The sequence below is a fragment of the Streptomyces sp. NPDC040410 genome (assembly GCF_055595715.1).
The window spans coordinates 251,799-271,226 of the sequence record NZ_JBVIVK010000003.1; the positions used below are offsets into that span (position 1 = coordinate 251,799).

Consider the following 19,428-nt stretch of genomic DNA (forward strand, 5'->3'; position numbering starts at 1 on the left):
CCAGGAGACCCTCGACGTACGACGAAGATCACCCTACTCGCAGCACCCCCAGGCGCAAGGCAGCCGCCGCCGGGGTCCCCGGAACGCCGAAGAGCGACCACCCGGATGGATGATCGCTCTTCTGTGCGTCAGCGTTACAGCCGTCCGTACGACGGCTGCCGCTCGCGCGCGAGTCCGTGCGGACCCGAGAGGTGTTACTTGACCTCGACGGAGGCGCCGGCGCCCTTGAGGGACTCGGCGGCCTTCTCGGCGGCGTCCTTGGCGACCTTCTCGAGGACGGGCTTCGGGGCGCCGTCCACGAGGTCCTTGGCCTCCTTCAGACCCAGGGAGGTCAGCTCACGCACGACCTTGATGACCTGGATCTTCTTGTCGCCGGCGCCGGTGAGGATGACGTCGAACTCGTCCTTCTCCTCGGCGGCCTCGGCCGGGGCGGCCGGACCGGCCGGGCCGGCAACGGCGACCGCGGCGGCGGCGGTGACGTCGAACTTCTCCTCGAAGGCCTTCACGAACTCGGAGAGCTCGATGAGGGTCATCTCCTCGAACTGCGCGAGCAGGTCTTCCTGGCTGAGCTTCGCCATGGTGGGCGATCCTTCCACTAATTCGGCTGGTGCCGGGATGTACATGTGAGGCGGGCGTACGTTCGGCCCGCTACGACCGTCGCCTCAGGCGGCAGTCAATGCGCGAGCCGAGTTACTCGGCACCGCCCTGCTCTTCTTGCTTGGCGCGAAGGGCGTCCACCGTGCGGACGAGCTTCGAGGGAAGCGCCTGGAAGAGCTGAGCAGCCTGAGACTGCTTGCCCTTGAAGGCACCCGCCAGCTTGGAGAGCAGAACCTCGCGGGACTCGAGGTCCGCAAGCTTCTTGATCTCGTCGGCGGACAGCGCCTTGCCGTCAAGGACACCGCCCTTGATGACGAGGTTCGGGTTGTCCTTGGCGAAGTCACGAAGACCCTTCGCCGACTCCACCGGGTCACCGGTGACGAAGGCGACCGCCGTCGGACCGTTGAACAGGTCGTCGAGCGTCGAGATCCCGGCCTCGTTGGCCGCAATCTTGGTCAGCGTGTTCTTCACCACGGCGTACTGGGCGTTCTCACCGAGCGAACGACGCAGCGTCTTGAGCTGCGCCACGGTGAGACCCCGGTACTCGGTCAGCACGGCGGCGTTCGAGCTGCGGAACTGCTCCGCGAGCTCGGCCACCGCGGCAGCCTTGTCGGGCCTTGCCATAGAGCGTCGGCCTCCTTCCGGGTGATGAGGACCGCTCGGAAGGGGCTGGGTAAACGAAACGCCCCGGCGCAGGCGCACGGGGCGTAGCTCGACCGGGCATTCGCAGCGCGAGCAGCGAACTCCAGGAGCAATTCCACAGTCACCTGCGCGGGTCGTCCGCGGTTCAGCGGATCCTTCGGCCGCCGCGCCCTCTTGCGAGCGCACGGCAACGACCAGCGGTCTTTGGCTTCTGTAGGAGAGTACGCGAACGGATCGCCGGCAGGCAAATCCGCCCGTCCGGTGCTCAGCCCTCGGCGCCCTTCATCATCTCCGCCAGGTCCGCGGTGTCCTCGGCCGGCGGGGCGGTGACCGTGACCGGCTCGTTGATGTCGGAGAAGGTGATGGTCATGTCGAGCGGCCCCTTGTCGGCGTCGCCGCGCATCCGGAACTGCTTGGTGTGGTCCTCGCCGTCGATCCACATGTCCATCGTGAACGAGTCGACACCCATCTTCTCGTACACCTGGATGCTCTTCTCGCGCTTCTCGCGGGTGGTCCTGTCCTCGTCCTTGAGGGAGGCCTCGAGGTCGTCGAGGGTGACGGTGCCCTTGTAGTGGGTGGTCTTCACACCGTCGACGGTCTCGATGCCGACCTCCTTGATGTCCTTGGAGCCGGTCAGGAAGGTGGACTCGGTCGCCGGGTTCTGGTCGGCCTGGCCGGCCCCGAACTGGCCGGCGTTCAGGTCCTTGTCGGCGCCGAGCGCGAACATGTCGAACTTGATCCAGCTCTTGCCGTCCATCTCCTTGGCGGCCGCGGCGCCCCCGCCGATGTACATCGCCTTGTCGACGAGCCGGATCTCCACCTGGTTGTCGGTGGACTGGTCCAGTGCCGTCATCTTCATGCTCATGGCCAGCGGCTTGACGCTCATCGACGCCTCGCCGCTCACCCGGCCCTGCTCGGGCACCTTGCCGGTCAGCTTGTAGCGGAAGGACGTGATGTCGTCGGCGTTCTTCGCCGCCTTGGCGACGGCCGCGGCGGGCTCCATCGCGGGCGACTGCTCGTCGGCGGCCTTGGAACACCCGACCGCCCCACCGGCGAGGACCAGGGCGGCAAGGCCTGCGCCCGCCGCCCGACGGCGCACGGAACCACGTGCAGAAGTCTCCATCGATTCCCCCTAGGAATACATGGCTGATACACAGCAAGGTCGCGAGCGTATCCCAGGAGAATCGAATGGTCTCGCGAATACCCATGAGTCACACGGGTCACATGAGTCACACGGGTCACAGAGTCACAGGGGTCACAGGGGTCACAGGAGCCTCAGGATTCCCGGCCCGGGAATCCTCACGAGACCGGGAATCCTCAGAGACCGGGAGGCCTCAGAGACCGGGAGGCCTCAGGAGACCGTGCCCGTGCCGCCCTGCTTCTCCAGCAGCTCCTTGAAGTCCTCGGTGTCGGCGGCCGGGGGCTCTTCGGCGGAGACCTTGACGCCGTAGTCGCTGTAGTAGGCGGTCTGGGTCAGTTCTCCGCTGGTCATCTCACCCTTCTCGATTTTCTTGACCAGAAGGTTCTGGTCGTTCACCCAGATGTCGATGGTCTGCGTGGTGACGCCGGCCTGTTCCAGCTGCTTCTTCAGATCGGCCAGCTGGCTCTCGCTCAGGCTGGAGTTCTTGGAGGCCAGGTCGGCGACGTCGACCGTGCCCGAGTAGTGCGTGGTGTTCACCCCTCGCACCTTCTCCTCGCCGACCTTCTTCACGTCCCCGGAGGCCAGCAGGAGCTTCACCGACTGGTTGGGGGTCGTGTTCTGCATCTGGTCCTTGAGGTAGGCGCCGGAGCCGCCGCCGAGGTCCTCCAGGTCGTCGTACCCGTACCGGATCCAGTGCTTGCCGCCCGCCTGCTCGGCGAACTGCTCGCCCATCTTCGCGTAGTAGGCGTCGGGGAGGTAGCGGGCCTCCATCGACGTGGTGCCGAGCTGACGCATCGTGTCGGCCATCGTGCCGCCGGTGTAGGTGATGGTCATCGTGCCGGTGATGCCGTCGCCCCAGCCGAGGGCGCCGTCGGCCGTCATGGACATCATCGAGCCCATGGTGGTGGTCGACTCGACCCTGGCGGAGTCGGCGGCGTCCGTGGACTTCTCGGCGGTGCGCAGGGCGGCTATGGGGTTGAGGTGCGCGGAGGCCCTGCCGGGCCCATTGTCGTCCTTGCGGGAGCTCTTCGAGGAGTCGGAGGGGCCGCAGGCCGCCAGTCCGGTCAGCGCGGTCACTGCCGCGATCGAGAGAGCCATGTGGCGCACGGTCGTGCTCTTCATTCGTCCCACCCCTATGTGAATCCTGTGCCCGCACGCTAGCGCGGGGCAGTGACACTCGGTACCGAAATAGGGGACGGGCCCCGCACCCAGAAAGGTTGCGGGGCCCGTCACCGGATGTGGTGAGCCGTCAGGCTCAGACCGCGGCCGGGTCCTCCTCGACGAGGAGGTTGCGGGTGCGGTTCGGGTCGACCGGGATGCCGGGGCCCATGGTGGTGCTGACCGCGGCCTTCTTGATGTAGCGACCCTTGGCGGCGGACGGCTTCAGACGGAGGATCTCCTCCAGCGCGGCGCCGTAGTTCTCCACCAGCTTGGTGTCGTCGAAGGACGTCTTGCCGATGATGAAGTGCAGGTTCGAGTGCTTGTCGACGCGGAACTCGATCTTGCCGCCCTTGATCTCGGTCACGGCCTTGACCACGTCCGGGGTCACCGTGCCGGTCTTCGGGTTCGGCATCAGACCACGCGGGCCGAGGACACGGCCGAGGCGGCCGACCTTGCCCATGAGGTCCGGGGTGGCGACGACGGCGTCGAAGTCCAGGCGGCCCTTCGACACCTCGTCGATCAGCTCGTCGGCGCCGACGATGTCGGCGCCCGCGGCACGCGCGGCCTCGGCACGGTCGCCGGTCGCGAAGACCAGGACCCGGGCGGTCTTACCGGTGCCGTGCGGAAGGTTCACGGTGCCACGGACCATCTGGTCGGCCTTGCGCGGGTCGACACCCAGACGGAAGGCGACCTCGACGGTGCCGTCGAACTTGGTCGTGGAGGTCTCCTTGGCGAGACGGACGGCCTCGAGCGGGGCGTAGAGCTTCTCCCGGTCGACCTTGGCGTCCGCAGCGCGGAGAGACTTGCTGCGCTTGCTCACTACTGCTCCTGTGTGTTCTTAGGAGTCGTGGTACGGGCCGAGCAGGCCCTGCCACGCTGTACCCATACGCGGCTGCCGCCGCGTGCGTTCTGACTACGGGGCTGGGGCTCAGCCCTCGACCGTGACGCCCATGGAACGCGCGGTGCCGGCGATGATCTTCGCGGCGGCGTCCAGGTCGTTGGCGTTGAGGTCGGGGAGCTTGGTCTGGGCGATCTCGCGGACCTGTGCCTCGGTGATCTTGGCGACCTTGGTCTTGTGAGGCTCGCCGGAGCCCTTCTCGATGCCCGCGGCCTTGAGGATCATCTTCGCGGCCGGCGGCGTCTTGGTGATGAAGGTGAAGGAGCGGTCCTCGTAGACCGTGATCTCCACCGGGATCACCCAGCCACGCTGCGACTCGGTCGCGGCGTTGTAGGCCTTGCAGAACTCCATGATGTTCACGCCGTGCTGGCCCAGCGCGGGGCCGACCGGCGGGGCCGGGTTGGCGGCGCCGGCCTGGATCTGGAGCTTGATGAGCCCCGTGACCTTCTTCTTCTTGGGAGGCATGCTCTCTCCGGGTCCTTACTGAGAGGTTGAGTACCACCTGCGTCATTCGGATGAATCATCCGGCAGATGGCATACCGCACCACGATAGCTGCTGTGGTCGCGCGACATGAAATCGGCAGCTCAGGTCGGCTGCGAGGGGGCGTGCTTCCATGCCGTCGGGCGGGCACACGGAAGCGACGAAGACGCCCGGGCCACACGGCAACAGCCGCTCGGCCCGAGGCGCCTTCTGTGTCCGAATCGGTCGACGAACCTGGGTTCCGCCGACCGATTCTTCTAGTTCTTCTGGATCTGGTCGAAGGAGAGCTCGACCGGCGTCTCGCGGCCGAAGATCTCCACCAGGCCCTTGACCTTCTTCGAGTCGGGGTTGATCTCGTTGATCGTCGCCTGCAGCGTGGCGAACGGGCCGTCGGTCACGGTGACCGAGTCGCCCACCTCGAAGTCCAGCACCTGGACCTCGACCTTGCGCTGCGGGGCCGGCTTGCCCTCGGCCTCGGCGGCCTCGCGGGCGGCCTTCTCCTCGGCCTCCGGGGCGAGCATCTTGACGATCTCGTCCAGGGTCAGCGGGTACGGGTCGTAGGCGTTGCCGACGAAGCCGGTGACGCCGGGGGTGTTGCGGACGACGCCCCAGGACTCGTTCGTCAGGTCCATGCGCACCAGCACGTAGCCGGGGAGCTTGTTCTGGCGGATGGTCTTGCGGTCGCCGTTCTTGATCTGGACGACCTCTTCCTGCGGCACCTCGGCCTGGAAGATGTAGTCCTCGACGTTCAGCGAGACGGCGCGCTGCTCGAGGTTGGTCTTCACACGGTTCTCGTAGCCGGCGTAGGTGTGGATGACGTACCACTCGCCGGGCAGGGTGCGCAGCTCCTCGCGCAGGGCGGCGATGGGGTCGACCGGCTCGGTCTCCTCCTCGGCCTCCTCAGCCTCCTCCGCCTCGGCGGAGACGGCCGGGTCGGCGGCGTCGACGTCGCCCTCGACCTCCTCGCCGGACTCGTCCTCGAGGTGCAGGGCGGATTCCTCTGCGGGCTCGCCCAGTTCGGCTTCCGCAGCCTCGAACTCGTCTACCTCGTCCGCGCCCTCGACGATGTCGAGTTCGTCATCCACGGACTCGTCCGGCTCGACGGCCTCGTTCAGGTTCGGGTCAGACACGGTGGCTGCTTCTTCCTGGATACATGGGGGTGGAACACGCGAAAGGGGCGCCGTCACCGGCGCCCTTCGCTTCTGGCTCAGCCGAAGACGTACTTGGCGGCGTGGTCGAGCCCATAGTCAATCACGGTCACCAGGCCGATCATGATGACCACGAAGACGATCACCACGGTCGTGTACGTCGTCAGCTGGCTGCGGGTGGGCCAGACGACCTTGCGGAGCTCTGCGACGACCTGGCGGTAGAAGAGCGCAAGACGCTTCAGCGGGCCCTTCTTGGCACGCTTGCCGCCCTTGCGGGTCTTCTTCCTGGACTCCGGCGCCTCGTCCTGGGCATCAGGCATGTCGATGGAGCCCACGGCGTCCGTCACTCGTCCTCACCTGATTCCGGGTCGTGGCCGTGCCGCGCCCGGTCTGAGCCGCACGGCGGTGCAATGCTGTACGTACATGCGCACACATCCCTGGCGAAGGTGTGTGTAGCAGGGCCGGAGGGACTTGAACCCCCAACCGCTGGTTTTGGAGACCAGTGCTCTACCAATTGAGCTACGACCCTTTGTATGTCCCCCAACGTACCGCATCCGGCCGGGTGCTCGGTGTGCACCGGTCGGGTGCGGCCTGCTGAAGGCCAACGAGGTGAGAGTGTACGTGTTCCGGCGCCGGTCGTCGAACAGAAAGCGCCCATAGGGGCTTTGCCCGCGGAAGATCGCCCAGCGCAGGGGCGGGATACGGACGGTTGTTCTGTCGTTGTTCAGTCCGTGAAACCCGCGTGCCGCGTGCGTTTCCGGTCTGAAACGATGGGTGCCATGAGCGCTGCAACCCCTCCCACCGAGCGCCGGGTCTCCGCCCGAGTCGGCGCGATCTCCGAGTCCGCCACCCTCGCCGTGGACGCCAAGGCCAAGGCCCTCAAGGCCGCCGGACGTCCGGTGATCGGCTTCGGCGCCGGTGAGCCCGACTTCCCGACCCCGGACTACATCGTCGAGGCCGCGATCGAGGCCTGCAAGAACCCGAAGTACCACCGCTACACGCCGGCGGGCGGTCTGCCCGAGCTGAAGGCCGCGATCGCCGCGAAGACGCTGCGCGACTCGGACTACGAGGTCGACCCTTCGCAGATCCTGGTCACCAACGGCGGCAAGCAGGCGATCTACGAGGCCTTCGCCGCGATCCTCGACCCGGGCGACGAGGTCATCGTCCCGGCGCCGTACTGGACGACCTACCCGGAGTCGATCCGCCTGGCGGGCGGCGTTCCGGTGGAGGTCGTCGCGGACGAGACGACCGGCTACCGGGTCTCCGTGGAGCAGCTGGAGGCGGCCCGCACGGAGAAGACCAAGGTGGTGCTCTTCGTCTCCCCCTCCAACCCGACCGGTGCCGTCTACAGCGCCGAGGACGCCGAGGCGATCGGCCGCTGGGCCGTGGAGCACGGCCTGTGGGTGCTGACGGACGAGATCTACGAGCACCTGGTCTACGGCGACGCCACCTTCACCTCGCTGCCCGCGCTCCTGCCGGAGCTGCGCGACAAGTGCATCGTGGTCAACGGTGTCGCGAAGACGTACGCGATGACGGGCTGGCGTGTCGGCTGGATCATCGGCCCGAAGGACGTCGTCAAGGCGGCGACGAACCTGCAGTCGCACGCGACGTCGAACGTGTCGAACGTCGCGCAGGTGGCGGCCCTGGCCGCGGTCTCCGGCGATCTGGACGCGGTCGCGAAGATGCGTGAGGCCTTCGACCGCCGCCGCAAGACCATCGTGCGGATGCTCAACGAGATCGACGGCGTGCTCTGCCCGGAGCCCGAGGGCGCGTTCTACGCGTACCCCTCGGTGAAGGCGCTGATCGGCAAGGAGATCCGCGGCAAGCGCCCGCAGAACTCGGTGGAGCTGGCCGCGCTGATCCTGGAGGAGGCCGAGGTCGCGGTCGTTCCCGGTGAGGCCTTCGGCACGCCGGGCTACCTGCGGCTGTCGTACGCCCTGGGTGACGAGGACCTCGTCGAGGGCGTGAGCCGGATCCAGAAGCTGCTGGCGGAGGCACGGGACTGAGTCCCTGCCCCGGGTTTCTTGGTGGGGCCTGCCACCGCATGCGGTGGCAGGCCCCACGTTTGTTTGTGCGAGCAAGACCACGAATGGCGAAAGCGGTACCGGGACGGCGGGGACGTACGGCAGGATTCCGGAATGGAGCGTGTACGTGATGTCTCTGAGCTGCCGAAAGCCCATCTGCACCTGCACTTCACCGGGTCGATGCGTCCCACCACCGTGCTGGAACTGGCCGACAAGTACGGCGTACGGCTGCCGGAGGCGCTGACCGAAGCACTGACCAGCGGAGAGCCGCCGAAGCTGCGGGCGACGGACGAGCGGGGCTGGTTCCGCTTCCAGCGCCTTTACGACGCGGCGCGCTCGTGCCTGCGGGAGCCCGAGGACATCCAGCGCCTGGTGCGGGAGGCCGCGGAGGAGGATCTGAAGGACGGCTCGGGCTGGCTGGAGATCCAGGTGGACCCGACGTCGTACGCCCCTCGTCTGGGCGGTCTGATCCCGGCCCTGGAGATCATCCTGGACGCGGTCGGCACGACGATGCGGGAGACGGGCCTCGGTATGCGGGTGCTGGTCGCCGCGAACCGTATGAAGCATCCGCTGGACGCGCGCACGCTGGCCAGGCTCGCGGTGCGGTACGCGGACCGCGGTGTGGTCGGCTTCGGTCTGTCGAACGACGAACGCCGGGGTATGGCCAGGGACTTCGACCGTGCTTTCGCCATCGCCCGCGACGGCGGCCTGCTGTCGGCCCCGCACGGAGGCGAGCTGACCGGCCCGGCGTCGGTGCGTGACTGCCTGGACGACCTGCACGCGCACCGGCTGGGCCACGGGGTGCGGGCGGCCGAGGACCCGCGGCTGCTGAAGCGGCTGGCGGAGCGGGGCGTGACGTGCGAGGTGTGCCCGGCGTCGAACGTGGCCCTCGGCGTGTACGAGAAGGCGGCGGACGTGCCGTTGCGGACGTTGTTCGAGGCGGGCGTACCGATGGCCCTCGGCGCGGACGACCCGCTGCTGTTCGGCTCGCGCCTGGCGGCCCAGTACGAGATCGCCCGCCGCCACCACGCCTTCACGGACGCGGAACTGGCCGAACTGGCCCGCCAGTCGGTGCGGGCGTCGGCGGCGCCGGAGGACACGAAGGCGAAGCTGCTGTCGGGGATCGACGACTGGCTGGCCGCATAGCCGGCCCGGGGGCGGCCCCCGGGCCTCGGTCTAGTGCCGCGGCAGGCAACGTTTGCCCGGCAAGGAGCGGCGTTCGGTGCGTGCTCTCGGCGTGCCGGCCGGAAGTCCTCGTACTGGACGTACGTGGGCTTTCGGCCGGCGGCGAGAGGGCGTGCCGGGCGTCGCGACGGGGCGAACGTTGCCTGCCGCGGCACTAGAGGCTGACCCCGACCGTCACCGGCTCGTTGACCAGGGTGATCCCGAAGGCCTCGTGGACCCCTGCGACGACTTCGCGGGCCAGCGCCAGCAGGTCTTCGGTGGTCGCGCTGCCGCGGTTGGTGAGGGCGAGGGTGTGCTTGGTGGAGATGCGGGCGGGGCCGGTGCCGTAGCCCTTGGTGAAGCCCGCCTTGTCGATCAGCCAGGCCGCGGAGGTCTTGGTGTGTCCGTCCCCCGCCGGGTAGGCGGGCGGCTGCACGCCGTCGCCGAGCCGCTCGCGCACGCGCGCGTCGAAAGCGGCGAACTGCTCGGCGGTGAGGATCGGGTTGGTGAAGAAGGATCCGGCCGACCAGGTGTCGTGGTCCTCGGGATCGAGGACCATGCCCTTCCCGGAGCGCAGTTTCAGGACGGTCTCGCGGGCCGCGGCCAGCGGCACGCGCTCCCCGGCCTCGACGCCGAGGGCGCGGGCCGTCTCGGCGTACCTGAGCGGCCCCGACAGGCCGCCCGCGTCCTCCAGTTCGAAGCGGACGCGCAGGACGACGTACCGCTCGGGGTCGGCCTTGAAGCGGCTGTGGCGGTACGAGAAGACGCACTCGGCGTTCGGGACCGTCACCGTCTCGCGCGTGAGGCGGTCGTACGCGACGACCTCGGTGATCGTCGACGACACCTCCTGGCCGTACGCCCCGACGTTCTGGATGGGGGTCGCGCCGGCCGAGCCGGGGATGCCCGCGAGGCACTCGACGCCGGCGAGTCCGGCCTCCACCGTGCGGGCGACGGCGTCGGTCCACGCCTCGCCGGCGGCCAGCTCGAGCCGCGTGCCCGCAAGGGCGAAGCCCTTCGTGGCGATGACGAGCGCGGTGCCCGCGAAGCCCTTGTCGCCGATGACCAGGTTGGAGCCGCCGCCGATGAGCAGCAGGGGCGTCCCGCTGTCGTCGGCCTCGCGGACGGCGGCGATCACCTCGGCGTCGGTCGTGGCGGTGACCAGCCGGGTGGCGGGGCCGCCCAGCCGGAAGGTGGTCAGCGGGGCGAGGGGGGCATCGTGGAGTTCCTGCACGCGCCCAAGAGTACGAGACGGCACGGACAGCCCTGGCCACAGGCGAACGGCCCGGCCGTGGGGCCGAGCCGTTCACACCCTCCACGCGCGCGTGCCCGCGCGGGCTCAGTCACTTGAGGCGCCGGATCGCCTCGCTCCAGTCCACCGGAAGGCTGTCACTCGTCGCCGTCCAGGTGGCGAACCTCGCGTCCCGCATCTGCGCGGCCAGGCCTTGGGACGTCGGCGCGTGGGTGCCCGTACGGGCGAAGGCCTTCAGGGCCTCGGGCGACTCCCAGGCGGACAGGGTCCAGAAGGTCCGCCGGAACGGCTGGGCCTTCAGGGAGGCGCCGTAGGCTCCGGGGGCCCCGGTCACCTGCCGCCACACACCCGGCGTACGGGCGAGGAAGCGGAACGCTCCCCAGAGGGTGCGGGTCTCGAAGCGGGAGGCGAAGACGTGGACGTCGGTGGCCTTGGGCGGGGTGTTCGGCACGGTCCAGGGAAGAGTGGGCATGTGGGGCGCCTCTCGGGTGTCGTGTCAGTGGGAGACGGCCTCGGCGACCGGCGCGGGCGCCTGCTCGGCCGCGCTCGTGGCGGGAGCGCCGCGCCGCCGTGCGGGGATGAGCAGCGCGGCGATCCCGGCGAGCGCCACCACGGCGCTGCCGGTCACGAGTGCGGGCCGCAGGCCGTCGACGAACGCCTGTCCGCTCTCGTAGCCGCCCTGGGCGGAGAAGATCGAGGCCATGACCGCGATGCCGAGCGCGCCGCCCACCTCACGCAGGGCGTTGTTGGCGCCGGAGGCGACGCCCTGCTCTCTGGGGAGGACGCTGGACATCACGAGGTTGGCGGCGGGAGCGAAGTACAGCGCCATGCCGATGCCGCTGATGATCAGGCCGGGCAGCTGGATGGCGTAGGAGGCTTCGGCTGTGGCCGCGTAGGCCATGTAGCCGAGGCCGGCCGCCTGCAGGAAGAGGCCGGCGGCGACGACCGGGCGGCCGCCGATGCGGTCGGAGAGTATGCCGGCGATCGGCGCGACGAGCATCGGCATGCCGGTCCAGGGCAGCATGCGCAGACCCGCCTCGGTGGGCGAGTAGCCGAGCACGCCCTGCATGTACTGGCTGAGCAGGAAGATCGACCCGAACATCCCGAGGAACATCAGCAGGCTCGCGGCGTTGATGCCGGCGAAGGCACGGGAGCGGAACAGGCGCATCGGCAGCATGGGGTTCTTGGCACGGACGCTGTAGAGGATGAACCCGACGAGCAGCGCGGCGCCGGCGAACAGTCCGGTCAGGACCAGGGGGCTGGTCCAGCCGTCGACGGGGCTGCGGACCAGGCCGTAGACGATGCCGAAGAGGCCGCCGCTGGCGAGCAGGGTTCCCGGGACGTCGAGCGGGGCGCCGGTGCCGTACGACTCGGCCAGGCGCAGGCGGGCGAGCGGCAGCAGGGCCACGCCCAGCGGAACGTTCAGCCAGAAGATCCAGTGCCAGGACACGTGTTCCGTGAGGCTGCCGCCGATGAGCGGCCCTGAGGCCACGGCGAGTCCGTTGACGGCTCCCCAGATGCCGTACGCCATCCCGCGCTTGGCGACGGGCACGGCGGCCGTCAGCAGGGTGAGCGTCAGGGGCATCATGATCGCGGCGCCGACGCCCTGGACCGCACGGGCGGCGATGAGGCCGTCGATGCCGGACGCCATGGCCGCGGCGGCGGACGCGCCGGTGAAGACGGTGAGCCCGGCGAGGAAGAGCCGGCGCCGGCCGAACCGGTCGCCGAGCGCCGCGCCGAACATCAGCAGGACGGCGAAGGTGAGCGTGTAGGCGCTCACGGTCCATTCCAGGTCGTCCAGCGCTCCGCCGAGGTCCTGTCGGATGGAGGGCAGCGCGGTGGTGACGACGAGGTTGTCGAGGGCCGCCATGAATCCGGCGACGCTGGTGATGACGAGGGCCCAGACGGCGCCCCCGCGGCGTTCGGTCTGCTGTGACATCGCTCCCCCAGTGGGTGATCGTTATCTCGGGTTAGTTATTACTGACTAACTTTCATGGGCATGAAAAGGCGATGCCGATGCCTTTGCTTTGCCTTACTTCTCCAGCCGGCCGCTGAGCGCTTTACTTCTCCAGCCGGCCGGTGACCCGCGCCGACGGGTAGAGCCCTTCCCAGACCCGGTGCTCGGGCGGAAAGCCCATGGCCACGAGACAGTTGATGAGCATTCCGTACGCCATGAACGTGGTCGTCTCGTCGATGTCGGCGCCCAACGGCAGGTGGACGCTGTCCCACAGCCGCATCCAGCCGGCCCGAACCGCCTCGCCGAACTCATGATCACCGGCCTGTTCGGCGGCGCTCACCGCGAGGTACATCTGCATCTGCATCATCAGCCGCTCGGGCTGCTCCGCGATGACCTTGGTGTACGCGTTCGCCATGGCATGCAGGGCCTCTTCGCCCTCAAGCCCCTCGGAGGCGTCGACGAAGGTGCGGAGACTGTCCTCCATGCACCGCTCGGCCACAGCGAGGAAGATCGCCTTCTTGCCCGGGAAGAGCCGGAAGAGATACGGCTGGGAGACCCCGACCCGCTTGGCGATCGCCTCGGTCGACGTGCCGTAGTAGCCGCCGCGGGCGAACTCGCTCATCGCAGCGCGGATGACGCTCTCGCGCCTCTCGTCTGCGCTCATCCTGACCATGTGAGTAAGTTAGTACTCAATCACTAACTTAGTCAAGAGTCGACGCCGGCCAGGTCTCGTGGGCCCCGGAACGCCGTGTCCGCATGAAGCGTTGTTGCAGGCAGGGGGCCCGAATCAGGTAAGGGGCGCCCCACAATGGAGGACGCCCCTTACTCCGCTGCGTGCAGTGAGGCGGGCAGTACGGCGCTCACCGGCGTCCGGTCCGTACAGGACCCGACGGCATCCGGTCAGGGCAGCCGTACGGCGCTCAACGGCATCCGGCCAAGGCAGCCGTACAGCGCTCAACGGCATCCGGTGAGGGCAGCCGTACAGCACCTACCGGCCTCCGGTGAGGGCAGCCGTGCGGCACTCATCCGGTGAGGGCAGCCGTGCGGCACTCATCCGGTGAGGGCAGCCGTGCGGCACTCATCCGGTGAGGGCAGCCGTACAACACTCCCCCACATCCGGTCAGGCCAGCCGCACGACCGCCCGGGACATCCCCAGCACCTTCTGCCCGGCACTGGTCGCCGTGAGGTCCACCCGGACCGTGTTGTCGTCGAGCTTGACCGCGACCTTGCCGCTGACCTCGATCGTGGCGCCCTGGTCGTCGTTCGGGACGACGACGGGCTTGGTGAAGCGGACGCCGTACTCGACGACCGCGCCCGGGTCGCCGGCCCAGTCGGTGACCACGCGGATCGCCTCGGCCATGGTGAACATGCCGTGTGCGATGACGTCCGGCAGCCCGACCTCCTTGGCGAACTTCTCGTTCCAGTGGATCGGGTTGAAGTCGCCGGAGGCACCCGCGTACCGGACGAGGGTGGCCCGGCTCACGGAGAACGTCTGCGCCGGCAGCTCGGTGCCGACCTCGACGTCGTCGTACGCGATCTTCGCCGTCATCGGTTCCTCACGCCTCCTCGGCCGCGCGGGCCACGAGCTTGGTCCAGGCGGTCACGACGTGCTCGCCCGCCTCGTCGTGGACCTCGCCACGGATGTCCAGGATGTCGTTGCCCGCCATGGACTTGATGGCCTCGATGGTCGAGGTGACCGTGAGCCGGTCACCGGCGCGCACCGGGCGGGTGTAGGCGAACTTCTGGTCGCCGTGCACCACGCGGCTGTAGTCCAGGCCGAGCTGGGGGTCCTCGAAGACCTGTCCCGCGGCCTTGAAGCTGATCGCGAAGACGAAGGTGGGCGGCGCGATGACATCGGGGTGCCCGAGCGCCTTGGCGGCTTCGGGGTCCGTGTACGCCGGGTTGGCGTCCCCCACCGCCTCCGCGAACTCACGGATCTTCTCCCGGCCCACTTCATAGGGGTCGGTGGGCGGATAGGCCCGCCCCACGAAGGACTGGTCGAGCGCCATGGCTCGGCACCTCCTGATGTCTGCGCGATGTCTGCTGCGGTTGCCTGCAGTGGACCTGGTGGTCCTGTACTGGACCTTAGGTTGGCCGGAACCGGCCGGTAACCGGGGCCGAAACGACGCGAGGCCGCCCCCTGAATGCGGGGGCGGCCTCGTGTGCGAGCCTGATTTATCGCGTCTCGCGGTGCGCGGTGTGCGCGTTGCAACGCGGGCAGTGCTTCTTCATCTCAAGACGGTCCGGGTTGTTACGCCGGTTCTTCTTGGTGATGTAGTTCCGCTCCTTGCACTCCACGCAGGCCAGCGTGATCTTCGGGCGGACGTCGGTGGCAGCCACGTGAGTGCTCCTTGACGAACGGATAGGATGATTTAACGCAAGAAAGAGTAGCCGATCGAAGGACCGACCCCGCAATCGGCTACTGTCAGTAGCGGTGACCGGACTTGAACCGGTGACACAGCGATTATGAGCCGCTTGCTCTACCGACTGAGCTACACCGCTGCGATGCGATCGGGCCCCGCCTCGCGACGGGAACCTCACACACCAGAGCCCCAATACGGAATCGAACCGTAGACCTTCTCCTTACCATGGAGACGCTCTGCCGACTGAGCTATTGGGGCGAGCGATGAAGACATTACACGCTAGGCCGCCGTTCACCCAAATCCGTTTCGGGGCCGCAGCCCGGCCCCGTTCCACGGACCTCCCGGGCGCCTCCTGCGCCTCTTCCGCAGCCTTGTCGGGGCCTCGTCGGGGCTTCGTCAGGGCTCGTCAGGGAGGACCACACCGGTACGACTATTGCGCTCCTACCGGAAGCGGGCAGGTCGTCACCCTAGGCTCGTCTCACTCTGCGTGATCTTGCGTCCCCCTGTGAGCAGTCCCTGAGCCCCTGGAGCGCGATGCCCGACAGCCATCAGCCACCGCCGTGGTCCTCCTCTTCGGGGTCGTCGTCTTCGCCGGGTTCACCGTCGTCGGGCTCGTCTTACTCATCGGGTGATTCGTCGTCGGGCTCGTCTTACTCATCGGGTTCATCGTCGTCGGGTTCACCGTCGGACTCACCGTCCTCGTCGGGTGCACCGTCCTCGTCGGACTCCTCGTCCGCGTCGGGATCACCGTCCTCGTCAGGTGCACCGGCTGCCTCGGGCTCGGCGGGGTCGGCCGACCCCGCCGCTCTCCTACTCTGCGGGGCGCGGCTCACCGACGGCCGGAGCGTGGACGTACGGCTGGGCGGCGGGCGCATCGAGGCGGTCGGGACGGCCGGGAGCCTGGCGGCGGGCGGAGCGCACGGCTGTGGCACGCGCGTGGACCTCGCCGGCTATCTGCTCCTGCCGGCCCCGGCGGAACCGCACGCCCACAGCGACACCGCACTCTCGGCCGACGCCGACGGCGACGGGCCGGTCTCGTACGACCCCCAGGACGTCCAGCGCCGGGCCACCGAGGCCGCCCTGCTCCAGCTCGGGCACGGGACGACAGCGCTACGGGCACACGTGCGCGTGGGCGACGTTCAGGGACTGGGCGCCCTGAGCGCCGTACTGCGGGCACGGCGTTCGCTGCGCGGGTTCACCGAGCTGACGGCCGTGGCGATGCCGAGGATGCTGACCGGGGTGGCCGGTGCCGACGGGCTCGCGATGCTGCGGGACGCCGTGAAGATGGGCGCCTCTGTGGTGGGCGGCTGCCCGGATGTGGACCCCGATCCGACGGGCTACGTAGAGACTCTCCTGGAGATCGCCTCCGAGCACGGCTGCCCGGTCGACCTGCACACCGACGCCACCGACCCGGCCCGCCTCGCCCGGATCGCGGCGATGGCCGGCGGGCTGCGTCCCGGGCTGACCCTCGGCCCCTGCGGCGGACTCGGGCGGCTGCCCGTCGAGGTGGCGTCAAGGACCGCGGACCAGCTGGCGGCGGCCGGGGTGACGGTGGTGTGCCTGCCGCAGGGCGGCTGCGGCGGCGTCGACCGCCGGGGCACGGCTCCGGTACGGCTGCTGCGTACAGCCGGGGTCCGGGTGGCCGCCGGAAGCGGCGCACTGCGTGACGTGTCGAACCCGATGGGCCGCGGGGACCCCCTGGAGGCGGCGTATCTGCTGGCCTCCCGCCACGGGCTGCGGCCCGATGACGCGTACGACGCGGTGAGTTCGTCGGCGCGGAGGGTGCTGGGGCTGCCCGAGGTGCGGGTGGAGGCGGGCTTTCCGGCCGAACTTCTCGCGGTGCGCGGGAACCGGCTCGCGGGTGCGCTGTCCCTGGCGTACAGCCGGATCGTGGTGCACCGGGGAAGGGTGGTGGCGCGGACGAGTGCGGTGCGGGAGTACTGCAACTCGGCGGCGGCGGTGGAGCTGGGGCTGCCTCGGCAGGGGCGGGGCGAAGTGTCCTGAACCCCACGCGTACCTGAACCGCCGGGAAGCGGCTGAAGCGGCTGAAGCGGCTGAAGCAATGCGGCGCATGCGGCCGTCCGGGCGTACGGTCGGAAACATGCGCATTGTCATCGCTGGTGGTCATGGTCAGATCGCGCTGCGGCTGGAGCGACTGCTCGCCGCGCGCGGGTACGAGGTCGCGGGGCTCATCCGCAGGGCCGAACAGGGCGACGACCTGCGGGAAGCCGGTGCCGAACCGGTGCTCCTCGATCTTGAGTCGGCCGCGGTCGAGGAGGTCGCGGCACATCTGCAGGGCGCCGACGCGGCCGTTTTCGCGGCGGGCGCGGGCCCGGGCAGCGGTTCGGCCCGCAAGGACACGGTGGACCGGGGTGCTGCCGTCCTGTTCGCGGACGCGGCGGTCCGGGCGCGGGTACGACGTCACGTGGTCGTGTCGTCCATGGGCGCGGATCCCGCGCACGAGGGGGACGACGTCTTCGACGTGTACCTGCGCGCCAAGGGCGAGGCCGACGAGTACGTCCGCCGCCTCGACGCCCTCGACTGGACGATCCTGCGCCCCGGCTCACTGACGAACGACGCCGGCACCGGCCTCGTACGCCTCGAGGCGCACACGGGCCGCGGCGCCGTCCCGCGCGACGACGTGGCCGCCGTACTGGCGGAGTTGGTGGACACTCCGGCGACGGCCGGCCTGACCCTGGAGCTGATCAGCGGATCGACACCGGTGTCAGTGGCGGTCAAGTCGGTGGCGGGGAACTGAGGAGGTGGCCGCTGCTGAGGGTGCTCTGACAGCCCTAGAGCTTCCAGGACTTCAGGCCCTCCGGGCCCTCCAGAACCGCTAGAACCGCTAGAACCGCTAGAACAGGGCCAGCTGTCCGGGGAATTCCGGCACCGCATAGCCGTCCAACGACGGCTGGGCGGCGTCGAGTTCCGCCAATCTGCGTGAGCCGGGGCACGAGACGAGATCCCCGCTCTCGCGCGCACCGGGCGGGTCGTGCCGCGCGAACCGCCCGGCGACGACGGCGATCTCTCGACGGCATTCGGGGCAGCGCCTGCGACGAGTGGACATGGGGTCAGTGTGCCCTGAGCGGGGGCGTGTTGATGCGAACAGCGACTCGCCCAGGTCTGTGCGGGAACACGGTCCCGGCCGGCCCGCGTGCGGCTTTTCCTGCTCAGCGGCGGCGGGTTGCCCTGGCCGCGGACGGGTGTCGGTACCTACCTTCTGACCGGCGGCTCAGGTGTGGGCGTCCACCCAGGCGCCGCTCCGGCCGCCAGGGTGGCAACACCGGCATCGCCCGCCAGCGCGGATCGGGGTTCCTCCACTGCCGGGCCGGCCAACGGCGGGCTGCGCTGCCCCGTGCCTGGTCGGAGCGGAGGGTGCCAGCGCGAAGGAGGGCGCCTGGCCCGCGAGGATGGCGGGGTGCCGGCGTGTTTCTGCCCCACGAGGGGAGTGGAGCAGGCCGAGCGCGGTCGGGACCAGGGCCGGGGCGGCCGTCTGGAACGAGGCCGAGGCCTCCGTGGGGAAACGCTGGATTCCGAGCCGCCGGCGCCTGCCTTGACCTGCCTTGACCTGACGTGGCCTGCCTTGACCTGACGTGGCCTGCCTTGACCTGACGTGGCAGCTTCTAAGCTGGTACTGGCCGACTGAGGAGGACCCTTGCGCGTACTGGTGACAGGTGCGTACGGCTACGTGGGCAACGCCCTCGTACGGCGGCTCGCCGAGGCCGGGCATGACGTGATCGCCATGACGCATCGGCCGATCGATGCCGAGCTGCCGTCGACTCCGGTTGCCGGGACCGTGCATGCCGACCTGCTCGACTCCGCGCGGCTGCGCGACGCCCTCCGCGACATCGACGCTGTGTGTCACCTGGCCGCGCTCACCAGGGTTCGGGAGTCTTTCGAACGGCCCGACGACTACGAAGCGGTCAACCGCGGCGGCACGGTGGCCCTGTTGGAGGCCTGCGAGGACGAGTTCGCCCGCACCGGCCGCCCGGTCGGGGTCGTCCAGGCGTCGACCGCCGCTGTCTACGGCGTGTCCGAGCGTCAGCCCATCGACGAGCAGACGCCTCCCCTGCCGACATCGCCGTACGGCAAGACCAAACTGGCCGCCGACGAGGCATTGATCAATCGGACGAGCGGCGGCACGGTGGGGGCGGTAATCCTCCGCGCATTCAACGTCGCCGGTGCCGTCGCCGACGTGGGCGACCCGGACCTGACCCGGATCGTCCCGAAGGCAATGGCGGTCGCGGCCGGGCGTGCGCCCCACGTCGACGTCAACGGTGACGGATCCGCCGTGCGGGACTTCGTCCACGTCGACGACCTGGCCCGCGCCTACGTGCTGGCCCTGCAGGCGTGCGCACCCGGGACTCACCGGATCTACAACGTCGGCGCCACCGGAGCGAGCGTCAGCGACATCGTGTCCGCGACTGAGCGGGTCACCGGCCGCCGGGTCCCGGTGGTCCACCACCCGCCGCGTCAGGAACCGCCGACAGTGCTCGCCGACACCACCCTCATCCGGAGGGAACTCGGCTGGAGGCCTGAACGGTCCTCCCTGCACGAGATCATCGCCGATGCCTGGACGGCCGCAACCGCGCCCCGGAGCTAG

The 19,428-nt window shown here is 69.3% G+C and carries 22 protein-coding genes and 3 tRNA genes; 5 read left to right on the forward strand and 20 right to left on the reverse strand.

The features are described 5' to 3' along the window. Positions 1-194: 194 nt before the first annotated feature. The 9 genes from rplL to ACZ562_RS08525 all read right to left on the reverse strand — a co-directional run bounded on the left by rplL (position 195) and on the right by ACZ562_RS08525 (position 6,597). Positions 195-578, reverse strand: a complete 384-nt coding sequence (rplL, locus tag ACZ562_RS08485) for a 50S ribosomal protein L7/L12 (RefSeq protein ID WP_030823471.1) — start codon at positions 576-578, stop codon at positions 195-197. A gap of 112 nt (positions 579-690) precedes the next feature. Further along, positions 691-1,221: a 50S ribosomal protein L10 gene (gene rplJ / locus ACZ562_RS08490; protein WP_451527006.1), complete on the reverse strand. Its 531-nt coding sequence runs from the start codon at positions 1,219-1,221 to the stop codon at positions 691-693. A gap of 283 nt (positions 1,222-1,504) precedes the next feature. Beyond that, on the reverse strand, positions 1,505-2,362 hold the full coding sequence (locus ACZ562_RS08495) for an SCO4651 family lipoprotein (RefSeq protein WP_471175236.1): 858 nt from the start codon (positions 2,360-2,362) through the stop codon (positions 1,505-1,507). Between the two features lie 228 nt (positions 2,363-2,590). Beyond that, positions 2,591-3,502 carry an SCO4651 family lipoprotein gene (locus ACZ562_RS08500; protein WP_471175238.1) on the reverse strand — a complete coding sequence of 304 codons (912 nt, stop codon included), beginning with the start codon at positions 3,500-3,502 and terminating at the stop codon, positions 2,591-2,593. A gap of 133 nt (positions 3,503-3,635) precedes the next feature. Then, a complete protein-coding gene (rplA, locus tag ACZ562_RS08505; protein ID WP_471175240.1) occupies positions 3,636-4,361 on the reverse strand; it encodes a 50S ribosomal protein L1 in 726 nt (241 codons plus the stop codon). Positions 4,362-4,469: 108 nt separating this feature from the next. Beyond that, positions 4,470-4,904 carry a 50S ribosomal protein L11 gene (gene rplK, locus ACZ562_RS08510; protein ID WP_003998857.1) on the reverse strand — a complete coding sequence of 145 codons (435 nt, stop codon included), beginning with the start codon at positions 4,902-4,904 and terminating at the stop codon, positions 4,470-4,472. A gap of 273 nt (positions 4,905-5,177) precedes the next feature. Further along, a complete protein-coding gene (gene nusG, locus ACZ562_RS08515; RefSeq protein WP_471175243.1) occupies positions 5,178-6,050 on the reverse strand; it encodes a transcription termination/antitermination protein NusG in 873 nt (290 codons plus the stop codon). Between the two features lie 77 nt (positions 6,051-6,127). Further along, positions 6,128-6,415: a preprotein translocase subunit SecE gene (gene secE, locus ACZ562_RS08520; protein ID WP_471175245.1), complete on the reverse strand. Its 288-nt coding sequence runs from the start codon at positions 6,413-6,415 to the stop codon at positions 6,128-6,130. A 109-nt stretch (positions 6,416-6,524) separates the two neighbouring features. After that, positions 6,525-6,597 (reverse strand) — tRNA-Trp (locus ACZ562_RS08525). A 250-nt stretch (positions 6,598-6,847) separates the two neighbouring features. On the opposite strand from ACZ562_RS08525, the gene ACZ562_RS08530 reads away from it, so the two are divergent. Next, on the forward strand, positions 6,848-8,074 hold the full coding sequence (locus tag ACZ562_RS08530; protein WP_471175247.1) for a pyridoxal phosphate-dependent aminotransferase: 1,227 nt from the start codon (positions 6,848-6,850) through the stop codon (positions 8,072-8,074). 132 nt (positions 8,075-8,206) lie between these two features. Then, positions 8,207-9,238, forward strand: coding sequence for an adenosine deaminase (locus ACZ562_RS08535; RefSeq protein WP_471175249.1), 1,032 nt, complete (start codon positions 8,207-8,209; stop codon positions 9,236-9,238). 193 nt (positions 9,239-9,431) lie between these two features. On the opposite strand, the gene ACZ562_RS08540 is transcribed toward ACZ562_RS08535, so the two are convergent. The 10 genes from ACZ562_RS08540 to ACZ562_RS08585 all read right to left on the reverse strand — a co-directional run bounded on the left by ACZ562_RS08540 (position 9,432) and on the right by ACZ562_RS08585 (position 15,658). After that, positions 9,432-10,487 carry a UDP-N-acetylmuramate dehydrogenase gene (locus ACZ562_RS08540; protein WP_471175251.1) on the reverse strand — a complete coding sequence of 352 codons (1,056 nt, stop codon included), beginning with the start codon at positions 10,485-10,487 and terminating at the stop codon, positions 9,432-9,434. Positions 10,488-10,596: 109 nt separating this feature from the next. Continuing rightward, a complete protein-coding gene (locus ACZ562_RS08545; RefSeq protein WP_471175253.1) occupies positions 10,597-10,977 on the reverse strand; it encodes a DUF3291 domain-containing protein in 381 nt (126 codons plus the stop codon). 24 nt (positions 10,978-11,001) lie between these two features. Next, positions 11,002-12,444, reverse strand: a complete 1,443-nt coding sequence (locus tag ACZ562_RS08550; protein ID WP_471175255.1) for a DHA2 family efflux MFS transporter permease subunit — start codon at positions 12,442-12,444, stop codon at positions 11,002-11,004. Between the two features lie 121 nt (positions 12,445-12,565). Then, on the reverse strand, positions 12,566-13,135 hold the full coding sequence (locus ACZ562_RS08555; RefSeq protein WP_471175257.1) for a TetR/AcrR family transcriptional regulator: 570 nt from the start codon (positions 13,133-13,135) through the stop codon (positions 12,566-12,568). 447 nt (positions 13,136-13,582) lie between these two features. After that, the gene (locus ACZ562_RS08560; protein WP_471175259.1) at positions 13,583-14,011 is read right to left on the reverse strand and encodes a MaoC family dehydratase; all 429 of its coding nucleotides are present in this window, start codon (positions 14,009-14,011) and stop codon (positions 13,583-13,585) included. Positions 14,012-14,018: 7 nt separating this feature from the next. Further along, the gene (locus ACZ562_RS08565; RefSeq protein ID WP_471175261.1) at positions 14,019-14,471 is read right to left on the reverse strand and encodes an FAS1-like dehydratase domain-containing protein; all 453 of its coding nucleotides are present in this window, start codon (positions 14,469-14,471) and stop codon (positions 14,019-14,021) included. A gap of 166 nt (positions 14,472-14,637) precedes the next feature. Beyond that, the gene (gene rpmG, locus ACZ562_RS08570; protein ID WP_003948671.1) at positions 14,638-14,802 is read right to left on the reverse strand and encodes a 50S ribosomal protein L33; all 165 of its coding nucleotides are present in this window, start codon (positions 14,800-14,802) and stop codon (positions 14,638-14,640) included. An 89-nt stretch (positions 14,803-14,891) separates the two neighbouring features. Further along, a tRNA-Met gene (locus tag ACZ562_RS08575) sits at positions 14,892-14,964 on the reverse strand. A gap of 46 nt (positions 14,965-15,010) precedes the next feature. After that, positions 15,011-15,083: transfer RNA gene (locus tag ACZ562_RS08580), tRNA-Thr, on the reverse strand. Between the two features lie 392 nt (positions 15,084-15,475). Beyond that, positions 15,476-15,658 carry a hypothetical protein gene (locus ACZ562_RS08585; protein WP_471175263.1) on the reverse strand — a complete coding sequence of 61 codons (183 nt, stop codon included), beginning with the start codon at positions 15,656-15,658 and terminating at the stop codon, positions 15,476-15,478. Between the two features lie 13 nt (positions 15,659-15,671). Here ACZ562_RS08585 and ACZ562_RS08590 point away from each other — a divergent pair, with 13 nt between their 5' ends. After that, a complete protein-coding gene (locus tag ACZ562_RS08590) occupies positions 15,672-16,829 on the forward strand; it encodes an amidohydrolase family protein (protein WP_471175265.1) in 1,158 nt (385 codons plus the stop codon). Positions 16,830-16,926: 97 nt separating this feature from the next. Beyond that, the gene (locus ACZ562_RS08595) at positions 16,927-17,583 is read left to right on the forward strand and encodes an NAD(P)H-binding protein (protein ID WP_471175267.1); all 657 of its coding nucleotides are present in this window, start codon (positions 16,927-16,929) and stop codon (positions 17,581-17,583) included. A gap of 96 nt (positions 17,584-17,679) precedes the next feature. On the opposite strand, the gene ACZ562_RS08600 is transcribed toward ACZ562_RS08595, so the two are convergent. Then, positions 17,680-17,892: a hypothetical protein gene (locus ACZ562_RS08600; protein ID WP_471175269.1), complete on the reverse strand. Its 213-nt coding sequence runs from the start codon at positions 17,890-17,892 to the stop codon at positions 17,680-17,682. 588 nt (positions 17,893-18,480) lie between these two features. On the opposite strand from ACZ562_RS08600, the gene ACZ562_RS08605 reads away from it, so the two are divergent. Next, complete coding sequence (locus ACZ562_RS08605) at positions 18,481-19,428, forward strand: NAD-dependent epimerase/dehydratase family protein (RefSeq protein WP_471175271.1); 948 nt, start codon at positions 18,481-18,483, stop codon at positions 19,426-19,428.